Annotated in this window: 22 protein-coding genes and 2 tRNA genes; 11 read left to right on the forward strand and 13 right to left on the reverse strand. The window is 61.6% G+C overall.

Annotated elements, in window-relative coordinates; all coding sequences use genetic code 11:
* Positions 1-31 precede the first annotated feature (31 nt).
* The 6 genes from R3E82_14520 (at position 32) to R3E82_14545 (ending at position 12028) form a co-directional block, all read left to right on the forward strand.
* Positions 32-709 carry a response regulator transcription factor gene (locus tag R3E82_14520; protein MEZ5552108.1) on the forward strand — a complete coding sequence of 226 codons (678 nt, stop codon included), beginning with the start codon at positions 32-34 and terminating at the stop codon, positions 707-709.
* Between the two features lie 28 nt (positions 710-737).
* The gene (locus R3E82_14525) at positions 738-2570 is read left to right on the forward strand and encodes a hypothetical protein (protein ID MEZ5552109.1); all 1833 of its coding nucleotides are present in this window, start codon (positions 738-740) and stop codon (positions 2568-2570) included.
* 328 nt (positions 2571-2898) lie between these two features.
* The gene (locus tag R3E82_14530) at positions 2899-6405 is read left to right on the forward strand and encodes an autotransporter outer membrane beta-barrel domain-containing protein (GenBank protein ID MEZ5552110.1); all 3507 of its coding nucleotides are present in this window, start codon (positions 2899-2901) and stop codon (positions 6403-6405) included.
* 13 nt (positions 6406-6418) lie between these two features.
* Complete coding sequence (locus tag R3E82_14535; GenBank protein ID MEZ5552111.1) at positions 6419-7477, forward strand: hypothetical protein; 1059 nt, start codon at positions 6419-6421, stop codon at positions 7475-7477.
* A 62-nt stretch (positions 7478-7539) separates the two neighbouring features.
* Positions 7540-8721 (forward strand): hypothetical protein, encoded by a 1182-nt coding sequence (locus R3E82_14540; GenBank protein MEZ5552112.1) that lies wholly within the window; start codon positions 7540-7542, stop codon positions 8719-8721.
* A gap of 115 nt (positions 8722-8836) precedes the next feature.
* Complete coding sequence (locus R3E82_14545; GenBank protein ID MEZ5552113.1) at positions 8837-12028, forward strand: BTAD domain-containing putative transcriptional regulator; 3192 nt, start codon at positions 8837-8839, stop codon at positions 12026-12028.
* 59 nt (positions 12029-12087) lie between these two features.
* On the opposite strand, the gene R3E82_14550 is transcribed toward R3E82_14545, so the two are convergent.
* Positions 12088-12164 (reverse strand) — tRNA-Met (locus R3E82_14550).
* An 85-nt stretch (positions 12165-12249) separates the two neighbouring features.
* On the opposite strand from R3E82_14550, the gene R3E82_14555 reads away from it, so the two are divergent.
* Complete coding sequence (locus tag R3E82_14555; GenBank protein MEZ5552114.1) at positions 12250-12918, forward strand: chorismate lyase; 669 nt, start codon at positions 12250-12252, stop codon at positions 12916-12918.
* On the opposite strand, the gene R3E82_14560 is transcribed toward R3E82_14555, so the two are convergent.
* From R3E82_14560 to lolB, 7 genes are all read right to left on the reverse strand, one after another.
* Positions 12904-13629 carry a hypothetical protein gene (locus R3E82_14560; GenBank protein ID MEZ5552115.1) on the reverse strand — a complete coding sequence of 242 codons (726 nt, stop codon included), beginning with the start codon at positions 13627-13629 and terminating at the stop codon, positions 12904-12906. The two genes, R3E82_14555 and R3E82_14560, sit on opposite strands and share 15 nt — an antisense overlap.
* 89 nt (positions 13630-13718) lie before the next feature.
* The gene (gene ychF / locus R3E82_14565) at positions 13719-14810 is read right to left on the reverse strand and encodes a redox-regulated ATPase YchF (GenBank protein MEZ5552116.1); all 1092 of its coding nucleotides are present in this window, start codon (positions 14808-14810) and stop codon (positions 13719-13721) included.
* Entirely contained in the window at positions 14810-15427 is a 618-nt protein-coding gene (gene pth / locus R3E82_14570; GenBank protein MEZ5552117.1) for an aminoacyl-tRNA hydrolase, read from the reverse strand. Before pth ends, ychF begins: the two co-directional genes overlap by 1 nt.
* 3 nt (positions 15428-15430) lie before the next feature.
* Positions 15431-16096: a 50S ribosomal protein L25/general stress protein Ctc gene (locus R3E82_14575; GenBank protein MEZ5552118.1), complete on the reverse strand. Its 666-nt coding sequence runs from the start codon at positions 16094-16096 to the stop codon at positions 15431-15433.
* A 122-nt stretch (positions 16097-16218) separates the two neighbouring features.
* Positions 16219-17151 (reverse strand): ribose-phosphate pyrophosphokinase, encoded by a 933-nt coding sequence (locus R3E82_14580; protein MEZ5552119.1) that lies wholly within the window; start codon positions 17149-17151, stop codon positions 16219-16221.
* A gap of 116 nt (positions 17152-17267) precedes the next feature.
* Positions 17268-17342, reverse strand: a tRNA-Gln gene (locus R3E82_14585).
* Between the two features lie 193 nt (positions 17343-17535).
* Complete coding sequence (gene lolB / locus R3E82_14590) at positions 17536-17991, reverse strand: lipoprotein insertase outer membrane protein LolB (GenBank protein ID MEZ5552120.1); 456 nt, start codon at positions 17989-17991, stop codon at positions 17536-17538.
* 164 nt (positions 17992-18155) lie between these two features.
* Between lolB and hemA the strand changes: the two genes are divergently transcribed.
* The 4 genes from hemA to moeB are packed head-to-tail and all read left to right on the forward strand — an operon-like array spanning position 18156 to position 22117.
* On the forward strand, positions 18156-19409 hold the full coding sequence (hemA, locus tag R3E82_14595) for a glutamyl-tRNA reductase (GenBank protein MEZ5552121.1): 1254 nt from the start codon (positions 18156-18158) through the stop codon (positions 19407-19409).
* Positions 19410-19422: 13 nt separating this feature from the next.
* Positions 19423-20511 carry a peptide chain release factor 1 gene (gene prfA, locus R3E82_14600; protein MEZ5552122.1) on the forward strand — a complete coding sequence of 363 codons (1089 nt, stop codon included), beginning with the start codon at positions 19423-19425 and terminating at the stop codon, positions 20509-20511.
* 5 nt (positions 20512-20516) lie between these two features.
* Entirely contained in the window at positions 20517-21377 is an 861-nt protein-coding gene (gene prmC / locus R3E82_14605; protein ID MEZ5552123.1) for a peptide chain release factor N(5)-glutamine methyltransferase, read from the forward strand.
* Complete coding sequence (gene moeB, locus R3E82_14610; protein MEZ5552124.1) at positions 21374-22117, forward strand: molybdopterin-synthase adenylyltransferase MoeB; 744 nt, start codon at positions 21374-21376, stop codon at positions 22115-22117. The genes prmC and moeB overlap by 4 nt, the downstream gene beginning before the upstream one ends.
* Here the strand turns inward: moeB and lipB are convergent.
* The 5 genes from lipB to mltB all read right to left on the reverse strand — a co-directional run bounded on the left by lipB (position 22074) and on the right by mltB (position 26172).
* A complete protein-coding gene (gene lipB, locus R3E82_14615) occupies positions 22074-22664 on the reverse strand; it encodes a lipoyl(octanoyl) transferase LipB (protein ID MEZ5552125.1) in 591 nt (196 codons plus the stop codon). The two genes, moeB and lipB, sit on opposite strands and share 44 nt — an antisense overlap.
* 59 nt (positions 22665-22723) lie before the next feature.
* Entirely contained in the window at positions 22724-22990 is a 267-nt protein-coding gene (locus tag R3E82_14620) for a DUF493 domain-containing protein (GenBank protein ID MEZ5552126.1), read from the reverse strand.
* 3 nt (positions 22991-22993) lie between these two features.
* Positions 22994-24235, reverse strand: coding sequence for a D-alanyl-D-alanine carboxypeptidase family protein (locus tag R3E82_14625; protein MEZ5552127.1), 1242 nt, complete (start codon positions 24233-24235; stop codon positions 22994-22996).
* 97 nt (positions 24236-24332) lie between these two features.
* Positions 24333-25124 carry a septal ring lytic transglycosylase RlpA family protein gene (locus tag R3E82_14630; protein ID MEZ5552128.1) on the reverse strand — a complete coding sequence of 264 codons (792 nt, stop codon included), beginning with the start codon at positions 25122-25124 and terminating at the stop codon, positions 24333-24335.
* A 28-nt stretch (positions 25125-25152) separates the two neighbouring features.
* Positions 25153-26172: a lytic murein transglycosylase B gene (gene mltB / locus R3E82_14635; GenBank protein MEZ5552129.1), complete on the reverse strand. Its 1020-nt coding sequence runs from the start codon at positions 26170-26172 to the stop codon at positions 25153-25155.
* Between the last annotated feature and the right edge of the window lie 38 nt (positions 26173-26210).

Raw genomic sequence — 26210 nt, forward strand, 5'->3', positions numbered from 1 at the left:
TGGCAAACCCCGGCAGGTGTAAGTAGCGTAAATGAAACCGCCGCAGATTCGCACTGTCGTGATCGTCGAAGACGACGAGCAGACGCGCGCACGTTTTATCGACAAGATTGCCACCTGCCCGAACCTGGCTGTAGTCGGCGAAGCTGCGAGCTGCGCGGAAGCCCTGGCGCGACTGGCGGAAGTTCAGCCAGACGTGCTGCTGGTGGATCTGGGACTGCCGGATGGTGATGGCGCGGACATCATCCAGTACGCGACGCGCCTGTCCAGGGTTCCGGCCATCATGGTCATCACGGTGTTCGGGGATGAGCAGCGGGTGCTGCGTGCGATCAGATCCGGCGCTTCCGGGTACCTGCTGAAAACCGATCCAGCCCATGATATCTGCGCCAGCATCGAGGAACTGCTGGCGGGCGGTGCACCAATCAGTCCGGTCATTGCCCGCTATCTGATCCGCCACTTCCGCGAGGATAGCGCTCAAGAAGGAGTCGATACCGAATCGGCGGGCCTGACCGAAAGGGAACTCGAGGTGCTCAGGCTCGCCGCCAAAGGTTACACCTACCAGGAGGTTGCCGATTTGCTGGGGCTCAGTGTCAACACGGTCGGCACCCACACTCGCATCGTCTATCGCAAGCTGGCGGTCGGCTCACGCAGCGAAGCGGTGTTCGAAGCGGCCCGGCTGGGACTCGTGGATGTGCCCTGGCGCCGGACCTGAGCGTCGCCCCGGGCCGACGTTCTGGGTCTTGCTGTTTGGCATTCCGACTCTCTTCTTCGCGCTCATGTATCTCGTCGATGGCCAGAGGATGGTCAGCGAACGCTGGCGGATGACTGAGGCGGAGGGTGTCATCGCCGATGTCGATCGACCTCCTGGACCGGACGCGGATTGGGACCGGGTGCCGATCCCGCGCAACTACAACGGCACTCCCGGCGGTTCCAGTTTGTGGTGGCGCTTCGACCTGCCGGATGCACTGAAAACTCCCGGTCTCGAGTGGATGCTGGTTGTGCCCTCCCCGCGCTTCTCCAATCTGGCTTTATGGATCGATCAGCGCCCGCTGGCAACCCACGGTGACCTTCACTCAAAGCGCTCCACTCCCCGCAATCCCGTATCGTTTTCCGTCATCAACCCCCTCGCTGCGTCACCGCCCGAGGTCGTATTCCTGCGAACCGTATCGCCGCTGGATTCAATAGCCATGTCTTCGGTCATCATCGGTCCGAAGACCGAGCTGTCCGGGTACGCAGACTATCTGGACTGGGCGCAGCGCTTCAGTATTCAGGCCATCATCGCCGCGATGGCGTTGCTGGCGACGATCATGACGTCGGTCTGGCTGTTACGGCGGGGGCGGGATACGGTCTATGGCTGGTACTCGCTGCTGTTGTTCCTGTGGGCGGTACATCTGATGCACTCCCAGATCGAATACCCGCCGCTCATCAGTGTCAGGCTCTGGTTCAACATCTCCCTCATTACCCTCGGCTGGTTCGTAATTGCGGCCTTTGTTTTCGTAAACCGGCTCACCGATCAACACCACCCGAAACTCGAACGCGGACTCATGGTTTTCGGGCTGGTGGGCACTCTGTTGATACTGGCGCCGGGATTGCTCGGTTCCTACAGCCTGTTCTTCCAGACCCGGATCTGGGTCCCGGGTCTCCTGGGAGTTGGCCTGATCATTCTCATCAATCTGCTGAGTAGTCTCCGCCAGCAGCCGACAGCGGAGAACAAAAGCCTCCTGATCCTGACGTGCTTCCTGATTCTGGTCGGGCTACGGGACTACGCCTACAACAACCTCACCATCATCGACGGCAACGTGCTGTATCTGCCATTCGCCGCCGGTTTCGCCCTGATCGTCTTTTCCGTGAGCCTGATCCGGCGCTTTGCAGCCGCACTCGATACCGCCGAGCAGCTCAACGATGAGCTTGAAACACGGGTCGAAGAGAAAACCCGGGAACTGGACAGGCAATACGCCCGCAATCTTGCTCTGGAAAATGAGCAGGTACTTTTCGGGGAGCGGCAACGGTTGTTACAGGAGATGCATGATGGACTCGGCGGTCACATTGTCCATGCCCTGGCAATCGCGGAACGCGATGTGCAGCTCAAACCCATGGTGTCGCCGCTGAAACTCGCCCTGGAAGACCTGCGCCTGATCATCGATTCACTGGATCCGGGTGAAAGCGCTTTCGGTGCAGTGTTCAGCTCGCTGCGGGCTCGCTTTTCGCATACCGCCAGTGCACTCGGAATGCGTTTTACCTGGCAGTTTGATCCCGCATTCGACCATCTCGAGCTGAATCCCCACGACGTGCTGACCCTCGGACGCATCGTCCAGGAAGCCGTGACCAATGTGGTCAAGCACTCTGGTGCAACTGAACTCACCATCCTTGCCGCATACGAGCCCGTTGCCGGCAGAGCGACCCTGTCTGTCTCCGACAACGGCAGTGGGTTCAGTACCGGCGGTGCGGTCGCGGGCCGCGGACTGACGACGATGAAAAGCCGCGCCACAGAGCTCAAAGGGGTCCTCAAACTGGTTCCTCTCAATCCAGGAACCCGCGTTGAATGTATCTGGTACCCACGCCAGAAAACCTGACCCAGGCACTCACCAGTTCCGGTGATTCATCGCAGCCACAACCCTTTCCATACTGTTCATCGATTTTTGAGCAGCTGGTCTGGAGGGTGAAATGGCATCTTTTTTTTCGGCACTGGCCATCCGGCTAGCCGCTCCCGTCGATACCCTGAAGAGATCCCGGCGCTCCCCCCCGGTGTTACCTATCTGTCCCCTGCTGAACGCTAGCGTAAACCGCGGGGCTTCGGGGGAAGTGAAATGCAGAACACAACAGGGTCGAGTGAGCGATATGACTGACGCAAATTCGGGTTCGCGAGCATCGCGACGGTTCTCGATCTGGATCGGAGTGATAGTGATCTGGGCGGGCGGCACGGCCGTCGCCGACTGCCTCCCCGATCCGCCAGCCAGCGGCAACGGCGTCACCTGCAGCGGCGACGACCTCGATGGCTTCCGGGTGGTGGCGGCGGGTATCTCTGATCTGAGCGTGCTGGTGCAGGCCGACGCTTCGGTGACGGCCACCTCCAACGGTGCCATCTATCTGCGCGGCGATGATCACAGCCTGAACAACCTTGGCACGATCCGCGGCGGTGTCACCGCGGGCGGCGCCGACCTGTCCGCCGTCGTCGCAACTCTGGGCAGCAACTTCAGCCTCGACAACTCCGGCCTAATTCGGTCGGGCACACTCGGCAGCACCAGCTGGAGCGTCGGCTCTGTCGATCTGCAGAACGTCAACGGTGCCGTCCTTCTCAACCGGGTGGGAGGCGTGATCGAGAACCTGTCCGGTAATGGCATGCGCTTTTCCACCGCTACCAACAACAACGGCGGTGCTCCGATCCTGTTCGATATCACCAACAACGGATTGATCCACAGCACCTCGTCTGTAGCGCCTGGTGGCGGACTGACTAGCAGTTTCGGCCTCTACTTCAACACCCAGCCGGCGATCACTGCGGGCGGGACAGTCGATGTGCGCATTGCCAACAGCGGGCGCATCGAGGCGGGAGCGGAGGTGATTCGCAATTCGGTCGGGGGACTCGGCGCCAGCGCCGGTGGGCGCTCCTTCACTCTGTCGAACACCGGCCAGCTCATCAGTCGCGGAGAGGCGGTATCCAACGCCGTCTTTGTTGGCCTGGGTAATTCGGTCTTCGCTTCCGTCTCGGTCTCCAACAGCGGCACGATCGAGGGCCGTTCCGGGCTGTGGCTGGCTGGTGGATCGAGCATCACTGTTCAGAATGACGCGGCTGGTGTGATCCGCTCTGGGATCGGTGGTGACGGCAGTGCGCTGCAGTTCATGGGTGGGTTCCTACCCGGCGGCACGGTGTCGGTGATCAACGCGGGCCTGATCGAGACCACCGGTGTTGGAAACGGGTTGAACAGCGGCATCTTCTGGAATTCGACTCAGTCCGTGGACATCCGCAACACCGGAACGATCGCCACCCGAACGACTGGCCTCAACGGCAGGGGGGTGGCGAACGCCAACTTCACGGGCAACGCCGCGGTCGGTCTCTACAACGAAGGTACGATCAGCGTTGCGGGCGATTCGACAGCTGTAGACCTGTACGGCACCAATCTGACCTTTGACAACAGTGGCCTCATCGAGACTGCATCTTCCACTGCGGTGGAGCTTTTCATCGTCGGTACTTCACCTTCGCCCTCAATGTCATTTTCCAATCGGGCGGGCGGGGAAATTCTGGGGTCCGTGGTCCTCGCCAGTTCCGTGGGTACTGCGGCGGTACCCGTACTCAACGCCGGGCTTATCGACGGGGATCTGATCGCAGGTTCAACCGGCGATGCCAGCTATACCGTCAATAACTCCGGCGAGATCACAGGTTTCGTCACGCTGGGCAGTGGCGACGATGTGTTCAACTGGCTTGCAGGAGGTGATGTTGCCACCGATCCGGGCGCGCAGATCCGTGGCGGTGCCGGCCGCGATCTACTCTTCCTTGAGCCTGATAACGGCGGTATCAGACTCCGTAACGACATGCTGGTTTCGGGTTTTGAGGAGTTGCAGATCGACGGTGTCGGCCGTGTAACGCTGGAACGCTTCATCGACGTCATGGACGAACAGTCTGTACCAGGCACGGTCGAGGTGATCGCGGGTGAGCTTTACTTCAACGATTTCTCCACCGGTATTCGAACCGGCGACGTGAACGTGCGGCCCGATGGGATGCTGCGCAGCACCGGCCTGGTGGGCGGCAGCCTGCTGGTCAGTGGCCTGGTCGGTCCGGTGGGTAGCACGGGACGGCTGCGCATCAGCGGTAATTTCACCCTCGATCAGAACGGTGTGATGGAAATCGAGTTCGACGGGGTCAATGCCGGTCTGCTCGAGATCACCGGCACAGCAACCCTCTCCGGCACCCTGCGTCTGACCATGCCGGCAAGCCTGGATGGTGACTTCGATTTCGTCATCCTCACAGCCAGCGGTGGTGTTGCCGGGCAGTTCAGCGACGTTCAAATACCCGATCATGTTTCCAGTGCAGACATCCTGTTCGAGCCTAACCGGGTTCGGGTGTCGCTGACCTCGGTGCCGGGATCAGGTCCCCCGCCTGACCCCGACCCGGATCCCGACCCGACTCCGGATCCCGATCCAGGCACTGACCCGGGCACTGACCCGGGCACTGATCCGGGTGCGGGGTCACCCCCGGGCACCGGCACCGGCAGCACACCGGCCACCAGCCGTGTGCGCCAGACACAGGTTGCCGCGCCCCAGTCCGTCGCTCAGCAGACGGCCAATGCCGTCGCCGATATCGCGCAGCGGCGACTGGCCGCAGGTGCTCCGGTGAGCTGCGGTCCCGCCGCCGGCCTCACCCAGGATTGGATGGCCAGAGCGCTCCCCAGCGACGATGGACGCGGAGCCTGTGGAACCGCTTCTGAGTGGAACGGTGGTGCGGATCTGCTGGGCGCCCTGGCAGCCATGACCCTGACCGGCGACTTCGAGCGCGAGCACCTCGCCACGGCCGCCGAGCCGCTGTTCGCCAACGGCGAGAGCAAGGGGTCGGTCAATCTGGCCAGCGCAGACCGCTGGACGGCCTACCTCGGCGGCGGCTACGACCGCGGCCACTTCAGCCGCTCGGCGGGCTCCACCGGCTTCGATTTCACCGGCGTCAATCTGCTGTTCGGACTCGATTACTTCGTGACACCGCGGCTGGTGGTGGGAGGTGGTGTGAGCTATTCGGTCGGTGATGCGGATTACCGCGATGGCGGCAAACTCGAAAGTGACAGCAGCGGGGGGGTGCTCTACGCAGGCTGGGCGGACACCAGCGGCTACTACGCCAACGGCACCCTGACCTACGGTGTGACCGACTACGACCAGTGGCGACCGCTCGACCCCGACGGGTCAATCCCAGGCCGGGTCGAATCCTCGACCGACAGCGACCAGCGCAGCCTTTCACTCCTGGTGGGTCGCGACGTCACCTGGGGTAATCAGGTCTTCGGCGCCCACGCGCGCTACAGCGACACCCATGTGAAGGTCGACGGCTACACCGAGCGGGGACCCGCGGGCAGTGATGATGTGTTCGAGGTAGACAGCACCTCAAATGACTCCCGCGTCGGCGCTCTGGGAGCCCGCTGGGCCTGGCTTTCGTCACAGCCCTGGGGCCACTGGGCGCTGGCCTTGCGTGCGTCCTACGAACACGAGTTCGAACACGCCAGCAACCGGCTGCGGGTGACGGATAACGCCGGTGGCGGCGACCTGATCCTGGCGGATCTGGATGATCCCGATCGCAACTGGGAACGCATCGGCGCGTCGATGAGCTTCATCATCCGGCCCGCGACAGTGATCGGAATTTCCTACGATGTGGTCGTCGGCAACGACGACCAGCGCATCGGTACCGCAACGCTCGGCGCGCGGATGCGCTTCTGAGGAGGAAGCTGAAATGATGCGCAGACTGACCCTCCTGTGTCTTCCCTGGTTGCTGGGTGGCTGCCTGACGCTCTATACCCAGAGTGGCGAACGCACCTACTCGGAAATCGAGGAGTCGTATGCTCAGACCATGGCCAACCTCGACGATCTGTACGCGAGTTGTTCAACCACTGAGTGCAGAGAAGAGATCGAGCGACGCCGCGCCGAGGCAAGGGATCTCATGGCTCTGGCCAGCACCTCGGTCAACGATTCACGCAACGCGGCCGAATCCGACTATTCGCTGATCGACGAGCGCAACGAGGTAGCACAAGGTCTGTCCCTGGTGCAGGAAGAACGACGGCGGATGGCCTCGGCCGTATCCATTGTGAGAGATCTGCTGAAGGCGCTCGCATACTTTGAAGAGGCATTGCGGGAGGAAGAGGATTGGTTTGTCGCCTCGGACTCCGACAGGATGGACAGCCTTATGCTGGGAGCGGCCACCCTGGGAGTCGGTACCGTCGTCCAGGGGATCGTCAACGGAATTCTGTCGCTGCTCGGTGCCGAGACCGCCTATGAACGTCTGCAACGTCTGCGCCAGGGCGTGCTGGAGCAACTGCTGTACTACACCGAAGGACTCGTTGTCGAAACCTTCAACTCAATCGATCGACTCACGGTATTCGATACGGCATCCGAGTACGTCGACTTCACAAGATACGACCTTGCCGGACTCAATCTGCAGACCTACGCAATGCGCCAGGATGTGGCGGCTATACCCGCAATCGGCAGCGACCTCGGAGAAGGACAATTCATAGAGTCTCGGCAGCGCCAGGGGGCGATGGTCGCGTGGCTGGATTCGATCGAATCGACGTACAGCCGGATGGAATCTGATCTCGCTAACAGAGATCAGCAACTGATGGAACTCGGTATCTCTGACACCGGGCGCGCGGCCAGTGCTGATGAGAACCTCGCATCCATTCTGGGTTTGATGGACGGGCTGCGTGACGACTCCCGGGCGGCGGTCACGGCCCGAGACGCTGCGGAGACAGGCGGTGAAGATCTGAATACCGCGATACTGTGTCCGGGGCGGCTCTAGCGATGCGCATCCTCCCTCTTATCGGACTGTCCGCAATGTTGCTGATGGGCGGCTGCGCGACCATGACCGCTAATTCCAATCAGACGCTGCTCGATGAAATCATCGACATGAATGACGACGTGCAGGACGTCGAGGACGGTCTTGTGCCTGCTGCAGTGCTGGACCGTGCAAACGAGATCGAGGCGGAGGCGCGCGTCATCGGCCGGCTGTCCGGAGAGGCCAGTCAGGAGAAAGCTCAGGGTGAGCATGATCGCGAGAAGATCGCTGAGTTGGTCGACACCGACCCCAGACGTGCAACGCGCCAGACCGCTGGTGCCGCAATGTCAAGCCTGCTCCTAATCGATGACATCAACAGCACACTGGAGACGCTCTACTTCAGCGGCCGTCAGGCCGATGAGCTCGCCGACATTGTGGTGGATCGGAGTGTGGGGCTGCTCACCAACGCTGTTGGTATGTTCGTATCCGGCCCGTTCGCACCTGTAGTAGCGATCGGTGGTTTTGGAGTATCCGCGTTGCTCCAGGCAATCTTTGGGGACACAGAACAGCGCATTGCGCAGTATACGGACCTGCGCGACCAGCAGGTCCATCAGTTGATCCAGGAGACTCGCCTGCTGGCGACCCGGACCCGATTGGAAGCCAACGCCATGACCAACTTTGTCAATGAACTGTCGCCACAGTCACGCAACGCCTACTACACCGAGCTGTCGCTGATCGAAGCCCGGGATCGGGCAAACATGGCCGACGGTCGCGCGCCCCAGATCATGATTCCACCTACCACCCCGGAGGAGGCTACCGCCCTTGCCGTCCGCAGCGAAGGTCGGGCGCGCCTGCTGCAGACCAATCTGCAGGACGAGTTGAATGGCTTCCTGGTACCTCCAACCGAAGAGGAAGTCTGGGACTACGCCACACGTATGGTGGTACCGACGCATACGGCGCAGGTGTTGCTCGAACAGCGGGCTCTGGCTGACGCTTTCGTTCGCGCGCGCGCCTTCATTACTGAGATGTATGCGGATATCTGGTGGACGAGCCGATTCTTCGAACGCCAGCTGGAAGCGCTGGCCGCTGTGGGTGACCGGCCGACGATGGTCGAGCGGGAGGACCCCGACCGACCCGGGGAAACCCGCCTTGTAACCGCGTTTCAGGCATTGGAGGAGGATCAGGATCAGATGATCGCGCTGCACGAAGAAATGACCCAGATCCATGCCAGCTATGCCAGCGCAGGGACCTGCCCCGGTATACAGTGAACGGAGAATCAGGCAGCCGCTAGCGGCGTACGCCGCGACCGTGGGTTAAAGCCGGCAGTCGACATCGCCCGGCCTTGGGGATATCTTTTCGGGTATCCCATTCAGGCTGCGCACAATGATGGCCCGGGTGATAGAGCGCGATGTCGAGCCTCTGCCGCGGGAATCAGGCACACACCGCTCGGTACGTATGCGCCCGCCCGTGCGCAGCGACCTCGTTGCCCGGGAACGCCTTTACGACGCGATAGATCTGGGCCGTCAGTGTGGGGCCGTGTGGCTGGCAGCGCCGCAGGGATATGGCAAGACCAGTCTGGCGGCCGGCTATCAGGCTCACCGCCAACTGACCCCTGTCTGGTATCACCTGGAATCGGAGGATGCCGACCCCTTTTTATTTGCAGCCCGGCTGACCGAGGCACTGCAGCTGATCGACATACGGGTGCTGCCTGCCCTGACCCCCGAAGAGGGTCTCAGCATCGACGGCTTTGCGCGGTTGTTCTTCGACGCGCTGGCCGAGCGGCTGCCGGTGGGGACACTCATCATCCTGGACAATCATCAGGTGCTGGCCGCCGACTCTCCTGTGCATGTGCTTGTCTGCGAAGGTATCAGCCGTCTGCCGCCGGGCAGCTGGCTGATCGCCAGCCGACACCCCCCGGTCGGTCGCATGGCCACCCTGCTCGGCAATGGCAGTCTGACTGTGCTGGGGATAGAAGACCTGCGCTTTACGGAAGACGAGACCGCCCAGGTTATGCGGCGGGAAAACCGGGCGAGGACCACGGTGGAGCTGGCCCACAAGGTGTGGGAGCGATCCGAGGGCTGGCCGGCCGGTGTAGTGCTGCTGCTGCACGAACATCATCTGGCCGCCATGCTGGCAACCGGTCAGTCACTGGTATCCGACTACCTCCACAACCTGATCCTGCATCCGCTGAGTGGCGCGCTGCGTCGATTCCTGATGCGAACCGCCTGGTTGCCAGAAGTGAGCCCGGCCATGGCGAACGAACTCAGTGGACGTGAAGATGCCGCCAATGTCCTCGAGCGATTGGTCAGCGATCATGCACTGGTCACCCGGCTGCCCGGCACTACTCCCGGCTACCGGTATCACACACTGCTGATCGAAACCCTGCAGGAAGCTGCGCGCAGCACCTTGCCAGCGCATGAGATCCGGGCACTGATTCATCGATCGGCGACACTGCTGGCGGCTGCCGGTGACCCCGATCGCTCCATCGAGCGGTTTGCCGAGATCGGCGCGTTCGATGAACTGCAGGCTGTCATCGCGTTTCATGCCGAAGACGAACTTTCGCTCGGTCGTGTGGATCGTCTCGCCCACTGGCTGCGGCATTTACCCGCGGAGCGTATCGCGGACTCGCCTGAAGTTCAGTACTGGCAGGGTGCGTGCCTGCTGCCCAGAAACCCATCCCGCGCTGTTGAGGTGCTGCTGGCTGCATTCGACATTCTGGTGCAGCGAGGATGCAGTCGGCTCGCCTACCTCGCCTGGAGTCGTTGCCTTGAAGGCCACCGTATGCTGTGGAGCCTGAGTCCCACAATGGACATTCTGGTGAATCGGCTCAAACAGGCTGAGCGGGTACTTCCGTTGCCTGCCGATCCATTGCTGCACGTCCGCATAGTCGAGGGACGCTACACGGCCGCACTCTGGTCGGCGGGTTTCAATAAGGAATTCGACGAACTCGACCCGGCAGCGCTGGGAGTGATTACCAACTCCACTCTGCCGGCCACTATCCGTGGCGGCACAGCCGCCTCCTTTCTGATCCGCCAGATCTGGCATCTCGGACGGCGCCGGCCGGCCGCGGACGCACTCAACGCTCTCGAGAGCATACTGGACGAGTTGCCCTTACACCTGCGGGCGGGATGCGCGGTTCAGGGGCAGAGCTTTCGGATGTGGTTTGATCCCGAACCGGATTTCACGCGCTCATCCCTGGAGTCACTGGCTCGGGAAGTTTGTCAGGCAGGTCTTACGGCCGTGCACACTCTGGTGGTCAGTCAGATTGCCTACGATGCACTTGCCCAGGGTCGCACCGAGGATGCTCACGGCGCCCTGGATGACATGGCAGCCAGTGGAGATGCCGAGCGGGAACATGACTCCGGCCACAGGCACCTGTTGCGCGCCTGGGCCGACCTGCAGGATGGCCAGCTATCCGCCGCCCGTGAACAACTGGACGCCGTGATCGGCAGACTGTTCAGGAACAAGCACCTCGCCGGTGACGCGGTTTCCTCGATTCTGCTCGGTCGGACGCTGTTCCGTTCCGGCGCAAGGCAGCAGGGATTCTCTTTGCTGCGGCGCGGACGCCGCCTGACTCGACTCCTCGGATCCTGGAATCTGGAATTTCTGGCACGTCTCCAGCTCGCGGTGTGTCTCAAGGAAGCCGGTCGTCACCTGCTGTGCAATCGGGCGGTGGCAGCGGCGATGGCCGTGGGGCGCCAGGGCGGCTTTGTCCGCTGTGTCTTTGTCAGCCCCGATGAACTTGCAACCGTGGTGGCGCTGGCGTGTGATCTGAACATTGAGCCCGACTATACAAAAAGCCTGATACGCGCCAATCGACTGCGACCGCCGTCGGGTCTTCCAGCCGAACGCTGGCCCTGGCCGATTCGCATTCATGCGCTGGGGCCTCTGCAGATCTATGAGAACGGTGTGCGTAAGGAGTTTCCGGCGCGGCTGCCAGGCAAACCTCTGGAACTTCTCCGCGCCCTGCTCAGCGCCGGCGCAGAATCCCGCTCGCTGGACGAGCTGGCCGATTCACTGTGGCCTGAATCCGACGGCGACCATGCCCGAGCTGCGCTGAAAACGACTGTGAAGCGCCTGCGCAGTCTGCTGGGGCAGTGCACGGTGATCCAGCAGGGCGGCCGACTGCGGATCAACGAAGAACTGGTCTGGCTGGATGTGATGGCCTTCGAACGCCTTGTCGCCCTGGATGAAACCAGGGGCGATGTCGCTGACCGGCTGCGGCGCATCCTGGCTGTATACCGGGGGCGCCTGTTCGCTGACGCAGCAGAGGACGAAGTGAGCCTGCCAGCCAGGCGCCGGCTGGCCGGGTTATTCGCTGCTGCCGTAGCCCGGCTGTGTCGGGAGTTGCGTGACCGCAACGAAATTACCGCGGCCCTGGAAGGTTGCCGCTGCGCAATTGAACTGCACCCTGAACAACAGATCCTGGCAATCGAGTGCATCGGATTGTTGCTCCAGATCGAACGTCACTCGGAGGCAGTCGCCGTGTATGTGAACTGTTGTGCAGCGATGCGCAAAGAAGGGGAAGGACCCCCGGGGCGCCTGCTCCGGGATCTCATTGCACCCTGGCAGTAGATGTCGAACAGGTTGTTCAGCGAAGCGCTTTCTCGGATGCGCACCGCAGGCAAACGGGTTGGTAGCTACGGGTGGGCTCGAACCACCGACCCCAGCATTATGAATGCTGTGCTCTAACCAACTGAGCTACGTAGCCACGGATCACCGGCGCCTGGTGGCCGATGGGGGCGGAATTTTCGGGGAGCGGCTGCGGGATGTCAATTCTCCCGCCCCGCCAGCTGATGCTACCGTATCAGCTTGAGCGGGAAATTGAACCGCGACAGGAAGCCCCCTATAGTCCGCGCCCCGAAGTCGAACTGGCACCGAACTTGACACCCTGTCCTGCGCACCCGAACCCCGCCGTCTCCCCCCACACCACGCGTATCCTGCCTTTGCAGTCAGATATCCCGCCCGCAGCCAGGATCTGGGTGGATGTTCCCGGTTCCATGACCGCTGCAATCGGTAAGTTTCTGGGCCAGGCACCCGAGGTGGAGCCCGTCCGGGAAGGCCCCTCTCGCGGTGCGCTCTGGGAGAGTCTCCTGCTGGACAGCGGCAGACGGACCCTCTACGCCCGGGAGGTCGTGCTCAGCGTGAAGGCCCGGCCGGTCCTGCTCGCCCGCACGCTGACCCTCCTCGACGACCCCTCGGTCAGGGTGCTGCGTCAGCTGCAGCGCCAGCCCCTGGCGGAAGTCCTGTTCCGGGATCGGCGCTGGCAGCGGGTATTCCCGCCGTTCGCACTCGAAATGCGGGATCGGGCGCGCCGCGTACCCGGACGGGTGAGCCTCTGGTGGAACCGCGCAACGCCGCACAGCCGTCTGCTGGTCGAGGAATTCTTCCTCCCCCCGCTGCTGACCCGTCAGCGCAGGGCTGACGCATTCAGAGCGCAGCCGACACATTCAGCCCGCCACTGATCCTTCGCCGCGCACACCCGCCAGTTGCCGGTAGGTGATCGCGAACATCATCGCCGTCCAGGGCACAGTCCAGATCCAGCCGATCAGCGTGATGAATCCCAGCGCCATCGCCACCACACCCATCAGGGCGATCAGCAGCACATTGACGAACTTCGCGTTCACCAGCTTCAGCGACATCATCAGACAATCGCCGATGGGCAGATCCCGCTCCACTTTCAGCGGAATTGCCAGCGACAGGGCGAGTGCCAGATACAGTCCCGGTAACACGAGAAGCAGCATGCCGATGGCGGTCAGCGCCGACTGGATGATGCCGATAATTGCCAGGGGCACAAACAGAGAATAGAAGCCGAACGCCATGTTCAGATCCACAGACCGTCCCACGCTGTGAGCCAGGCAGACCATGAATATGCCGGCGACGAGCGGATAGGTGGCGGCGGAATTCAGACACTGGAGAATGAGTGATTCGACAAAGGTCTGATCCGCATAACCGAACATCAATCCGAAAATGCCCGAGACGAACATCGCGATCAGCACCATCACCACACCGCTGATCAGCACGATGGATCTCACCCCGGCGGACTTCTCCCAGGCCTCCCGCAGTACATCGGACAGATCGAGGTCCGCCTGACCCGCCAGTGTGCGTTCAATGGAGCCGCCCGTGGTCTGGCCGGTTGCACCGCCCTGGCTGCCAGAGGTGTCATAGTCGCTCATTTGTCTTCCCCGTTTGTCTGGGTGATTTTCTCAGTCCACACAGGCCGCATGCACTGTGCAGGATACTGTCAGCCGTTCCCAGTGAAGCGTTAGACGTTAAACCGGAACAGAATGACGTCGCCATCCTGTACCACATATTCCTTGCCTTCAAGCCGCCACTTGCCCGCATCCTTGGCACCCTGTTCGCCATTGCAGGCGATGTAGTCATCGAAGCCGATGACCTCGGCGCGGATGAAGCCTTTTTCGAAATCGGTATGTATGACGGCCGCCGCCTGGGGCGCACGGGTGCCGATGGGAATGGTCCAGGCGCGCGCTTCTTTGGGACCCGCGGTGAAATAGTGGTGCAGGCCCAGCAGTTCATATCCGGCGCGGATCATTCTGTTGAGCCCGGGCTCCTCGATGCCCAGCGCTTCGAGAAACTCCGCTTTCTCGGATTCCTCGAGCTCGGAGATTTCTGCCTCTATCTTGTTGCAGATCGCGACCACCTCCGAACCTTCGGCAGCCGCGACGGCCTTCACCTGATCCAGCAGGGGATTGTTTTCAAAGCCTTCTTCGGAAACGTTGGCAACGTACAGCACGGGCTTCGCGGTAATCAGATGCAGCTCATGCAGCTGGGCCAGCTGTTCTGCAGGCAGTCCCAGACTGCGTACCGGACGTCCCTCATCGAGTCCCGCCTGGACAACTTCCAGAACCGCCAGCAGCGTTCGGGCGTCCTTGTCTCCGGAGCCCGCTACCCGCCGCGTGCGCTCGAATACCTTGGCGACGGTCTCCATGTCCGCCAGAGCCAGTTCCGTGTCGATGATTTCGATGTCGTCTTTTGGCGACACCGAACCGGATACGTGAATCACATTGTCGTCTTCAAAGCAGCGGACCACATGGGCAATGGCGTCTGTCTCGCGGATGTGGGCAAGAAACTGGTTACCCAGACCTTCCCCCTTGCTCGCACCTGCCACCAGGCCGGCGATATCGACAAACTCCATCGCTGTGCGGACGATCTTCTGTGACTTGGCCAGTGCGGCTATCTGTTCCAGGCGCGGATCCGGTACAGGCACCACGCCGGTATTGGGATCGATGGTGCAGAAGGGAAAGTTTTCCGCATCGATGCCCGCTTTCGTCAGTGCGTTGAAGAGGGTCGACTTGCCGACGTTAGGCAGTCCTACGATGCCACATTTGAAGCCCACTACGGTTTCTCCTTCTGATCCGGCGACGGCTTTTCCGCCGGCGCATGAAGCTGGTTCATGGCTTTTGCAAAGTTGCCGTCCAGCAGTTCGGCGAGTACTGCATCCGGCAGTGTGCAGGCCGCATCCACCAGTGCGCGCTCGGATTCCGGCATGCGGATCGAGGTCAGAAAGGCCGTGACCATTTCCCTGCTGCCTGGATGGCCGACTCCGATCCGCAGTCGATGGAAATTGCGGTCATTGCCAAGACCGGCAATGACACTGGTGATGCCGTTGTGGCCATTCGCACCGCCACCCTGCCGCAGACGCACAACACCGGGTTCGAAGGCCATTTCATCATAGGCGATCAGGATTTCGTGGCTTTCGATCCTGTAGAACCGGGCAACCGCACCGACGGACTCGCCACTCAGATTCATATAGGTAGCGGGGATCAGCAGCCGTATGTCATGACCAAGCAGGTCGCCCCTGCCCAGTTCACCTTTGAAGCGGCTTTCGTTTACCAGCGGGATTCTGAAACGGTCCGCCAGGTTCCGTACCAGACGCGCACCGACATTGTGGCGGGTATCGGCGTATCGCGGACCTGGATTGCCCAGGCCCGCAATGAGGCGGACGCCTGACATGGCTCAGTCGTCGCCGTCTTCGTCCTTCTCACCAATCGTCGGTGGCGCTTCCGGAGCTTCATCGCTCAGCTCTTCTTCAGCTTCTTCCACTCTCGGCGGCTGGACGCTGACAACCGCACGGTCGTCGTCTTCGTGCTCAAGGGCGATGATCGTTACACCTGCGGGCACTTTCAGCTGGGACAGATGCACCAGGTCATTGAGCTCGAGTTCGGTCACATCGACCTCGAGGAACTCGGGCAGATCTGCCGGGAGACAGCGTACTTCGACATCCGTCATGAGGTGGGTGATCACACCGCCGCCCAGACGCACGCCTACACAGGCTTCTTCACCGATGACGTGGATCGGAACATGGACCTCGATTTCCACATCTGCGCTGACGCGCAGGAAGTCCATGTGCAGCACCTTGCCGTTGATCGGATTGCGCTGCACGTCCCGGACGAGCGCCTGCTGAGAACCGCCTTCCACCTGCACATCAATGATCTGCGAGAAAAACGATTCGTTCTGCATGGCTTTGTTGATCTCATTGACATTCAGTGTCAGCGAGATCGCTGCTTCCTGGGAACCATACATGATGGCTGGAATCACATCGCCGGAACGACGCAGGCGGCGGCTCGCACCCTTCCCCACGTCAGCACGCCGCGATGCGTGAATTGCTAGTTTCTGGGACATTTCGTTTCCTTCCTGATTAAAACGCTGTGGGGTTCGATCCCCGCAGCTGTTACTGACAGTTCAAATCCGCGACCAGATCCGAACGCCTTTATCCCACGCGTGCTTCGCCGTCTACCAGTGAGTCACCGGAACATCGCGCTGATGGATTCTTCGCTGCTTACCCGTCGGATGGCTTCCGCAAGCACCCGATCGAGACTGATCTGAGTAATCTTTCTGCAGGCCCCCGCTTCCGCGTTCAGCGGAATGGTATCGGTGACAAACATGGCATCGAGATCGGGGGCTGAAATCTGTTCGATCGCGCGTCCGGACAGTACCGGGTGGGTGATATAAGCCACCACTTTCACTGCCCCTTCTTCTTTCAGCGCGCGCGCCGCCGTGCACAGGGTGCCTGCGGTGTCGACGATGTCGTCCACCAGCACGCAGGTCTTCCCTTCGACATCGCCTATCACGTTCATCACCTTGGTCTCGTTGGCCCGCGGTCTGCGTTTGTCGATGATGGCCAGATCCAGATCATTCGCCTGTTTTGCAATCGCCCTGGCCCGCACGACCCCGCCGACATCGGGTGAGACGATGATCGGCCGCTCATAGCCTGCGGAAGTCATATGGTCGACAAGCACGGGCGAGGCGTACACGTTGTCCACCGGCATGTTGAAAAAACCCTGGATCTGATCCGCATGGAGATCCACCGTCAGCAGCCGGTCGATACCGACACTGCCGAGCATGTCTGCCACCACCTTGGCAGAAATCGGCACCCGGGCGGATCGGGGTCGACGATCCTGGCGGGCATAACCGAAATAGGGAATCACCGCAGTCACCCGACTCGCAGACGCTCGCCGGATGGCGTCTGCCATGATCATCAGTTCCATGACATTGTCGTTGGTCGGGGCACAGGTGGACTGCAGCAGAAAGACGTCCTGGCCCCGCACATTCTCGTGAATCTCGACATCCACTTCGCCGTCGCTGAACCGGCCCACCTTGGCATCGCCCAGCGCCATGCGCAGCTGACAGGCAACTTTTTTCGCGAGCGAATGATTCGAGCTGCCCGCAAACAGCATCAGGTTCGGCTCGTTCGGATCCTTTGTGGCTGTCGACACGATGTACCTGCTACCCGGTTGCCGCTGTGCGGAGGCCTCCACCGCACGGCGGGCCATTTTCCTGTTGCGCGGAGGTATGGCTGGGGTGGGAGGATTCGAACCTCCGCATGGCAGGATCAAAACCTGCTGCCTTACCGCTTGGCGACACCCCAATGGTTGAACCGAACCCGGTCGTGGCCGACGCCCGGGGTGCAGGCGTGGGCGCAATACTGGACAAAATTCGACAAAAGCGGCGTGCTGCCTTACCCCCGCTTCGCGAGGGGCGCTATTGTGCTGACGCGTCCGGTCTCTGTCAAACCCATTTGCGCGCCGGAATACAGGGGATTTACCCTGTAAATCAACGAGTTAAAACTGCCACTCGGCGATCACCAGACGGATCCGGGTCGCCGGGCCGGTCGCGCTGAGCCGGCGTGGCAACCATTGTCCCGCCGCCTCGCGATGCTGCTCGTAAACCACCCGCCACTCGAGCTGAGTGAATGCCGCCAGTAACCCCTGGTCGTCGTATTCGAGGTCATGGGCAGGGATCCCTGCCAGCGGGTTACCCTGCAGCCAGGCGGGCAACACCGCAAGCGGCAGGCTCCAGCCGAGCTGCTCCCGCATGACCTGCTCCGAAGGGCCTTCGGTCACCACCATACCGGCCCCGTCGAGGATGGCCACTGCACTGCCACGGCGCACCAGCTGGATGCGGCCCTGTCCCATGGGTCCCCAGAGATCGACCTCGAAATTCTCGCCCTGCTGGCGCCAGAGCAGATTGGCGGTATGTCGCTCGCCCGCCTCTTCAACCGCCAGCTTTCCCCGCAAAAGAAAGTCATCCTCAGGGGCCGGCGCGGGCAGGGACGCGCAGCCTCCGCCGATGGAAACGGAAAATATGTTTAAAAATAAGAGCTTATACACGTTCGCCAGAGTGAAGACTCTGTTAGAATCGCGCGTCATCCTGAGCACAGCGTCCACCTTGGCATCGGCTGATGGCGATATTGGCATACGGCGTTAACTATCGCACGGCACCCGTGGAGTTTCGGGAGCGTATCGCGTTCCCGGAAGGGACCCTGGCAGACGCTCTGCTGGAAGCCACTCACCACATTCCCAGCGTGTCTGAGGCGGCCATCATTTCGACCTGCAATCGCACCGAGCTGTATCTGTCTCTGGATCCGGCCCATGAGCGTGAAGTCGGTACCTGGCTGGCGGAAGCCCGCAAGATCCCCTTAAGCGAGCTGGACAGCGTCGCTTACAGCCACTGGGATCTGGATGCCGCCCGCCATCTGATCCGGGTGGCCTCCGGTCTCGACAGCCAGGTTCTCGGCGAACCACAGATCATGGGCCAGGTGAAATCGGCCTACGACCTGGCGCGCCAGGCGGGCACTCTCGGTCCGGAGCTGAGCCTGCTCTCACAGATCATCCTGTCCACCGCCAAACGGGTGCGCACCGATACGGACATCGGCCGCAATCCCGTCTCCGTGGCCTACGCAGCGGTGGTCATGGCGCAACAGATTTTTACCGATCTGAAAGATACCCGGGCACTCCTGCTGGGGGCGGGGGATACCATTCAACGGGTGGCCGAGCACCTCACGGAAGCCGGGGTGGCCGGGATGGCCATCGCAAACCGTACCCTGGCAAATGCGGAAGCCCTCGCTGCACGCTTCGATGCTCTGCCCCTGCAGCTCACCGATGTGCCCGCCCACCTGGCCAACTACGACATCATCATTGCATCGACCGGCAGCTCCCTGCCCGTGGTCGGCAAAGGAGCCCTGGAAGCTGCAATCCGTCAGCGCCGCCGCAAACCGATGTTCATTGTCGACATCGCCGTGCCCCGGGATATCGAACCGGAAGCGGCAGAACTTCCCGATGTGTTTCTCTACACGATCGACGACCTCGACGACATCATCGAAGAAAACGTGAAGAACCGCCGGGTTGCCGCGGAGGAAGCAGAAACCCTGGTGGATGACGGCGCCAATCACTATCTGCGTGAGCGGCGCGCGCACCATGGCCAGGCGCTGTTGCGGAAGTTCCGCGATCAGGCAGCGAGCATCCAGACCGCGGAGCTGGAGCGGGCCCTGCGGGAGCTCAGCAGAGGAACGCCGCCCGAACAGGTTCTCGCCACGCTGAGCCGCGGCCTGACAAACAAACTGATCCACGCACCCACCACCGCCCTGCGCAACGCCGCAGCGGATGGCCGCGCTGATCTCCTCGACTACCTCAAGACCCTCTACCATCTGGATTGAATGATCGATGAGTCTGACTGAATCGATGGTGGACAAACTGTCGGGCCTCGCCGATCGTCACGAAGAGGTGAGTGCGCTCCTGTCCGATCCGGAGGTGATGGCAAACCGGGACCAGTTCACCGCGCTGTCCAGGGAATATGCCGAGCTCGAACCGGTCATACAAGGCTTCACCGAATACGAGCGGCTGGTTGGGGAAATCGAAGAGATCACCGAGATGACCCGGGATGCGGATGCGGAAATTCGCCAGCTTGCCCAGGAGGATCTGGGGCGGCTGGAAGCGGAACTGGCAAGTTCGGAGCAGGCCCTGCAGACCCTCCTGCTGCCGAGAGATCCTCACGACGGTGCGAACGTGTTCCTCGAAATCCGTGCGGGTACCGGGGGAGATGAAGCGGCGATCTTTGCCGGGAATCTTTTCCGCATGTACAGCAAATACGCAGAACAGAAAGGCTGGCAGCTCGAGATACTCAATGCCCGCCAGGGCGAACACGGTGGCTACAAGGAAATCATCTCCCGGATTACCGGCGCGAACGTGTACTCCCAGCTGAAATTTGAATCCGGCGCCCATCGGGTACAGCGGGTACCCGAGACCGAATCCCAGGGCCGCATCCACACCAGCGCCTGCACGGTCGCCGTCATGCCCGAAGCAGACGAAATCGATTCGATCGAGATCAGCAAGGCCGATCTGCGCGAGGATACCTACCGCGCTTCCGGTGCGGGTGGCCAGCATGTGAACAAGACCGATTCCGCCATCCGCCTTACGCATCTGCCGACAGGCATCGTGGTGGAATGTCAGGACGAGCGCTCTCAGCACAAAAACCGCGCCCGCGCTTACGCACTGCTGAAGGCCAAGCTGCTGGACATGGCGCGCAGCAAGCAGCAGGCCGAGGAGGCCGAAACCCGCCGCACGCTGGTCGGCTCCGGGGACCGCTCCGAGCGCATACGCACCTACAATTTCCCCCAGGGTCGGGTCACCGATCACCGCATCAATCTCACCATCTACAAACTCGATGAAGTGATCGAAGGCCTGCTCGATCATGTGATACAGCCGCTCGTACAGGAGCACCAGGCAGACCTTCTGCAGTCACTGGGTGAGGCCGGGTGACACAGGTGAGCACAGGCACCGACCCGGCACACTCCGTCAGGTCCTGGCTGCGAGCCCATCGCCGGCTGCCCCGACTCGATTGCGAACTCCTGTTGTGTCATCGGCTGGGATTGAGCCGGGCTCAGGTGATGGCGGCGCCTGAACGCATCATCGACGCGGCAGCACTGAGCACACTCGAGTCACTCGCCGCCCGTCTGCAGGAGGGTGAACCCCTGGCCTATGTGCTCGGGGAGCGGGAATTCTGGGGACTGAGTCTGCGGGTCACGCCAGATGTACTGATTCCGCGGCCGGAGACGGAAACCCTGGTCGAACTCGCGCTGCCGCTTGTGAATTCCGGTGACCGCGTGCTCGATCTCGGCACCGGCAGTGGCGCCATCGCCATTGCTCTGGCGAAGAGCCTGACGCTGGAAGTCTGGGCCAGCGACGTCAGCCCCGCCGCCCTGAAGGTGGCCGCTGACAATGCCGGGCGCCATAACGCCCCGGTGACTTTTTTCGAAAGCGACTGGTTCGAACAGGTCCCCGGACGCTTCCACCTCATTGCTGCGAATCCACCCTATGTCGCAGCCGACGATCCCCATCTTCCCGGGTTGCGCCATGAGCCCAAGGGCGCACTGGTCAGTGGTGCGGAGGGGATGGACGATCTCGCCCGGATCATCGGCAGCGCGGACAGCTTTCTCCACCCGGGAGGCTGGCTGCTGGTCGAACACGGCTGGAATCAGAAGCGGCCGGTGACCGACTGCTTTCTGCGCCAGGGTTACTGCGAAGTGGCAACCCGCCAGGATCTGGCGGGTCTGGACAGGGTGACTTTCGGCAGAAAAGCGTACCCTGTGACTGCGGGCGAGTTACGCGGAAGCGATGAAACGTGAATGACGAACAGCTGCTGCGCTACAGCAGACATATCCTGCTACCGGAAGTTGACATCGCCGGTCAGGAAGCACTGCTGGCTGCCACCGTGCTGGTGGTCGGCCTCGGCGGTCTCGGTTCGCCGGTTGCGCTCTATCTCGCCGCCGCCGGTGTGGGCCGACTGCTGCTGGTGGACCACGATGAGGTGGACCTTTCCAATCTGCAGCGCCAGATCGTGCACCGGCAGTCTTCGCTTGGCCGGCGCAAGGTGGCATCAGCAGCGGCAACCCTGTCTGCCCTGAATCCGGACATCGGCATCGAAACCATAGACGCGGATCTGGATGATGTGGCGCTGCACGCTCTGGTATCGCGTGCCGACGTGGTCGTGGATGCGACGGACAATTTCCGCATCCGCTATGCGCTGAACGATGTCTGCTGGGCCAGCTCGGTACCCCTTGTCTCAGGCGCTGCCATACGCTGGGAAGGCCAGGTCGCCGTCTTCGATCCGCGGGTGCCTGACTCGCCCTGTTACCGGTGCCTTTACGCTACCGGTGACGATGCCGCCCTCAACTGCTCGGAGAATGGTGTGGCAGCGCCACTGGTGGGGGTGATCGGCACGACCCAGGCACTGGAGACCATGAAACTGATCACCGGTGTCGGAGAATCTCTTACCGGATATGTGCTCTACTTCGATGGCAAGCACATGGAGTGGCGCAAACTCAGACTGCCGAAATATCCGCAATGCCCGACCTGTGCGGAGTGAACGCAAAGGTCTCTGCCAGGGCGGCGATCAGTCTCTCGCGCACTGGACCGGGACTGTCAGGACCACCCAGGTCGACCATCTGAGTCACCGTCATGCCCAGCAACCCACAGGGATTGATGCGGCCGAAAGGTTCCAGATCCATGTTCACATTGAGACTGAGGCCGTGATAGGAACAGCCGCGCCGAACCCGTAAACCCAGGGAGGCGATCTTCGCACCCGCGACATAGACACCCGGAGCATCCGCCCTGGGAGCACCTTCGATTCCGTAGCCGGCCAGCACCCTGACGACGGCCGCCTCGATGCCACTGACAAGGCCTCGCACACTCAGCCCTTTGCGGCGCAGATCGATCAGCAGATATCCGACAATCTGGCCCGGGCCATGATAGGTGACCTGGCCGCCTCTGTCTGACTGCACCACCGGGATGTCGCCTGGTGCCAGCAGATGCTCCGGCCGTCCTGCCTGCCCCTGGGTGAAAACGGGTTCATGCTCGGTCAGCCACACCTGGTCTTCGGTTACGCTGGTTCGCTGTTCGGTGAACCGCCGCATTCTGTCAAACACGGCCTCGTAATCCGTTCGCCCCAGGTCGACGATCTGCACCGGAGTTTTCACAGAACCAGCTTGACCTCCGGCAGGGCCATCAGGTCTCCATGCAGTGCCCGCAGCTGCCCTTCACTGCGTGCAGTGATCAAAAGGCGCACGGATGTGTAGTTGCCTGCCCGGCTGGGCTGCAGACTCAGGGTCTGTTCATCGAAATCGTCGACGTGAATACGCACGACTTCCACCACACGCTGGACAAGCTCGGGAGCGCTGTGGGAAATCACCTTCAGCGGGTAGCTTGCACAGGGAAAAACGATGGATGGCGTATCCTCCATCGACTACTCGTCCGCGAAAAAACTGGCGAAGAACAGCCTTGCGCCATCGAAGAACCGGCCGAGAAGGCCCGCTTCGGCAACATCGGTGAGCGCAATCAGGGGAGCACGCTGAATAACTTCGTCATCCAGCGACAGAATCAGTTCGCCAACCCGCTCGCCGGCAGTCAGCGGCGCTTCAACCACCCGCACCACCTCGAGTTCCGCAGCCAGGTTTTCATAACGGCCGCGTGGAATGGTCACCCGCACGGAATCCGCCACACCCAGTTCTACACTATCGGTTTCGCCATACCATACTGCCACCGTCTTCAGCGGCACACCGGCTTCATAGAGCTGCTGGGTTTCAAAGTAACGGAACCCGTAGGAGAACAGTTTCTGGCTTTCGCGCATCCGTGCTTCGTCGCTTTCGGTCCCCATCACCACCGAAATCAGGCGCATGTTTTCCCGGACCGCGGAAGCCACCAGACAGTAGCCGGCAGCTTCGGTATGACCGGTCTTGACACCATCGACTGTGCGGTCCCGCCACAACAGTCGATTGCGATTGGGCTGGTCGATGTTATTGAAGACAAACGAACGCTCGGCATACATCGCATAGTGATCGGGGTAGCGCTGGATCAGTGCCCGGGTGAGCAGGGAAAGGTCCCAGGCAGAGGTGTAGTGTTCTTCATCCGGCAGTCCGGTGGCATTCATGAAGTGCGTGGTGGTCATCCCCAGCAGAGCGGCCTGCTGGTTCATCATGTCAGCAAAGGCGCTTTCACTGCCCGCTATATGCTCGGCCACGGCGACACTGGCGTCGTTTCCGGACTGGATGATGATGCCTTTCAACAGGTCTTCCAGTGACACCGTGGTGCCTTCCCGCACGAACATGCGGGAGCCTTCCGTCTGCCAGGCGTTGACACTGATGGGGACCTGATCCTGGAGGCTGATACGGCCGGACTCGATTTCTACGGCGGCGATAAAAGCGGTCATGATCTTGGTGAGGCTCGCGGGCGGGAGCGGCTCCCTGGCATTGTGCTCGACCAGCACCTTGCCTGTATCCGCATCAATCAGCAGATAAGAGCTGGCCGCAACCGACGGCGGCGGTGGAATCACCTGGGCTTCCATCGCCACCGCGGCAGCCGAGGCCACAAGAATCACCAGCGCAACAAGAGCCTTCAGCGGAAATAGAGCCTTCAGCGGAAATAGAGCCTTCAGCGGGTAAGGAGCCTTCAGCGTATGAAAATTAGCGACGCAGAGCCTTCGCTGCATGCTTGTCCTCTTGGTTTTGAATGACACGACCGGCGCAGTCTACCACCGGTCCCGGAGACAGACCCGGCGGTGCTGCCCCGGGGCCGGGCCGGTGACCTCAGTTCGGCAGGATGAGAGGTTCCGGGTGTCGCGCCGCCACGATCAGGCCGCGCAGGCGCTCTGCCTCCTGCCGTCCCGCCACCGGGCCGACCCGCACCCGGTACAGGGCGTCGTCAGCGACCCGCACTACGAAGGACGGTTGACCCGTGAGCGCTTCCAGCTCCGCCTTCAGTCGGTCCGCACTGTTGAGATCCCTGAAGGCGCCCGCCTGCAGGAAGAAGTCTTTCGCCGCAGTGAGAACTTCCACCCGGACCCTTGCAGTGCCCTCCTCGGCGTAACCGAGCTTCACCGCGGCAGCGTAGGACAGATCGATGAGCCGGTTCGCATGGAAGGGTCCGCGGTCATTGATCCGCACAACCGTGGAGCGGCCATTGTCGAGATTGGTGACCCGGGCGAAGGTGGGGATCGGCAGGGAAGGATGGGCCGCGGTGAGCTTGAACATGTCGAAGGGCTCGCCACTCGAAGTCGGTCGGCCGTGGAATTTTTTTCCATACCAGGAGGCGAGCCCGGTTGCGTAGTAGCCGACTTCCGAATCCATCACCCGATAGGTCTTGCCGAACACCGTATAGGTTTCCGGGTTTCCGCGTTTGCTGCGCGGCTCACTGATCACCACCGGGTCCGGCAGATGTGCAAGATCCGGCGGAATCACCAGCGGTGGTCCATCCCCGGGTTCCGCCGCTGTCGTACTCCGGGCAGGGTCGTGCCGATCAGATCCCGGTGTCTGGCAACCGGACAGCAGGAGGGCGGAAAGGCCAAGCAGAACGATCAGGCGCACTGTGACAATTCCCACGTCTCCACCGTGTCCACCATCTCCACTCTCAGTCGAATGTCCGGTGACTCGAAACCAGCGCATCCTGTCTCGCTTCCCATCCGGACCGGATCTCCTGCCCGAGCTGGTGCACGGCCAGTGCATAGAGGCGGCTGCGATTGTAACGGGTGATCACATAAAAGTTGTTCAGCCCCAGCCAGTACTCGCGTCCGTCTTCGATTTCCATGCGGAACAGCGCGGCCTTTTCCTCTGCGGCAAGGTCGTCAATCTGTACACCCGCGGCCCGCAGCTGGCCGACCGTGTAGTCGAGACTCAGGGATTCATTCGCCAGCGCGTCCGCTTCGGTTCCTGTCACAGCCACCTGCACCACCACCGGTGCCTGACTGCGCCAGCCATGGCGGGCGAAGTAGTTGGCCACACTGCCGATGGCATCAACCTGATTGGCCCAGATGTCCCGCACGCCATCCCCATCAAAGTCCACCGCATAGGCACGGAAGCTCGAGGGAATGAACTGCCCGTAGCCCATGGCGCCGGCATAGGAACCCTTGAGCACCAGGGGGTCCATCTTCTCCTCTCTGGCCAGCAGCAGATACTGGGTCAGCTCCTTTCGAAAGAAGTCCGAGCGCGGAGGATAATCGAAGGCCAGCGTGGTGAGGGAGTCGACCACGCGATAGTTGCCGAGAATACGTCCGTACCGGGTTTCCACGCCGATGATGGCGACAATGTACTCGGCCGGCACACCATACTTTGCTTCGGCACGAGCCAGGGTTTCTGCATTGCTGTTCCAGAACTCGAGACCCTGGGAGATGCGCGGCTCCTTCAGGAAGATGTCCCGATACTCGTGCCATTTCAGCGTGCGCTCCGCCGGGCGCGCAATCGCATCCAGGACACTCTGCTGACGCTCGGTGTCGTGGAAGAGTTCCAGCAGCGCAGCTTCATCGAATCCGTGTTCCGCAACCAGCGCACCAATATAGGTTCGGACATCCGGCCGGTCGGCATAGTCCGCATGCGCAGACCCATAGAGCATCAGCGTGGTGAGGCCGACAATGAAACCGATTCGTAGCGTCATGATGAGTATCGTCTGTCCCTCTCGATCCTGTTGTCAGC

This window comes from Pseudomonadales bacterium (assembly GCA_041395945.1).
Taxonomy (GTDB): domain Bacteria; phylum Pseudomonadota; class Gammaproteobacteria; order Pseudomonadales; family Azotimanducaceae; genus SZUA-309.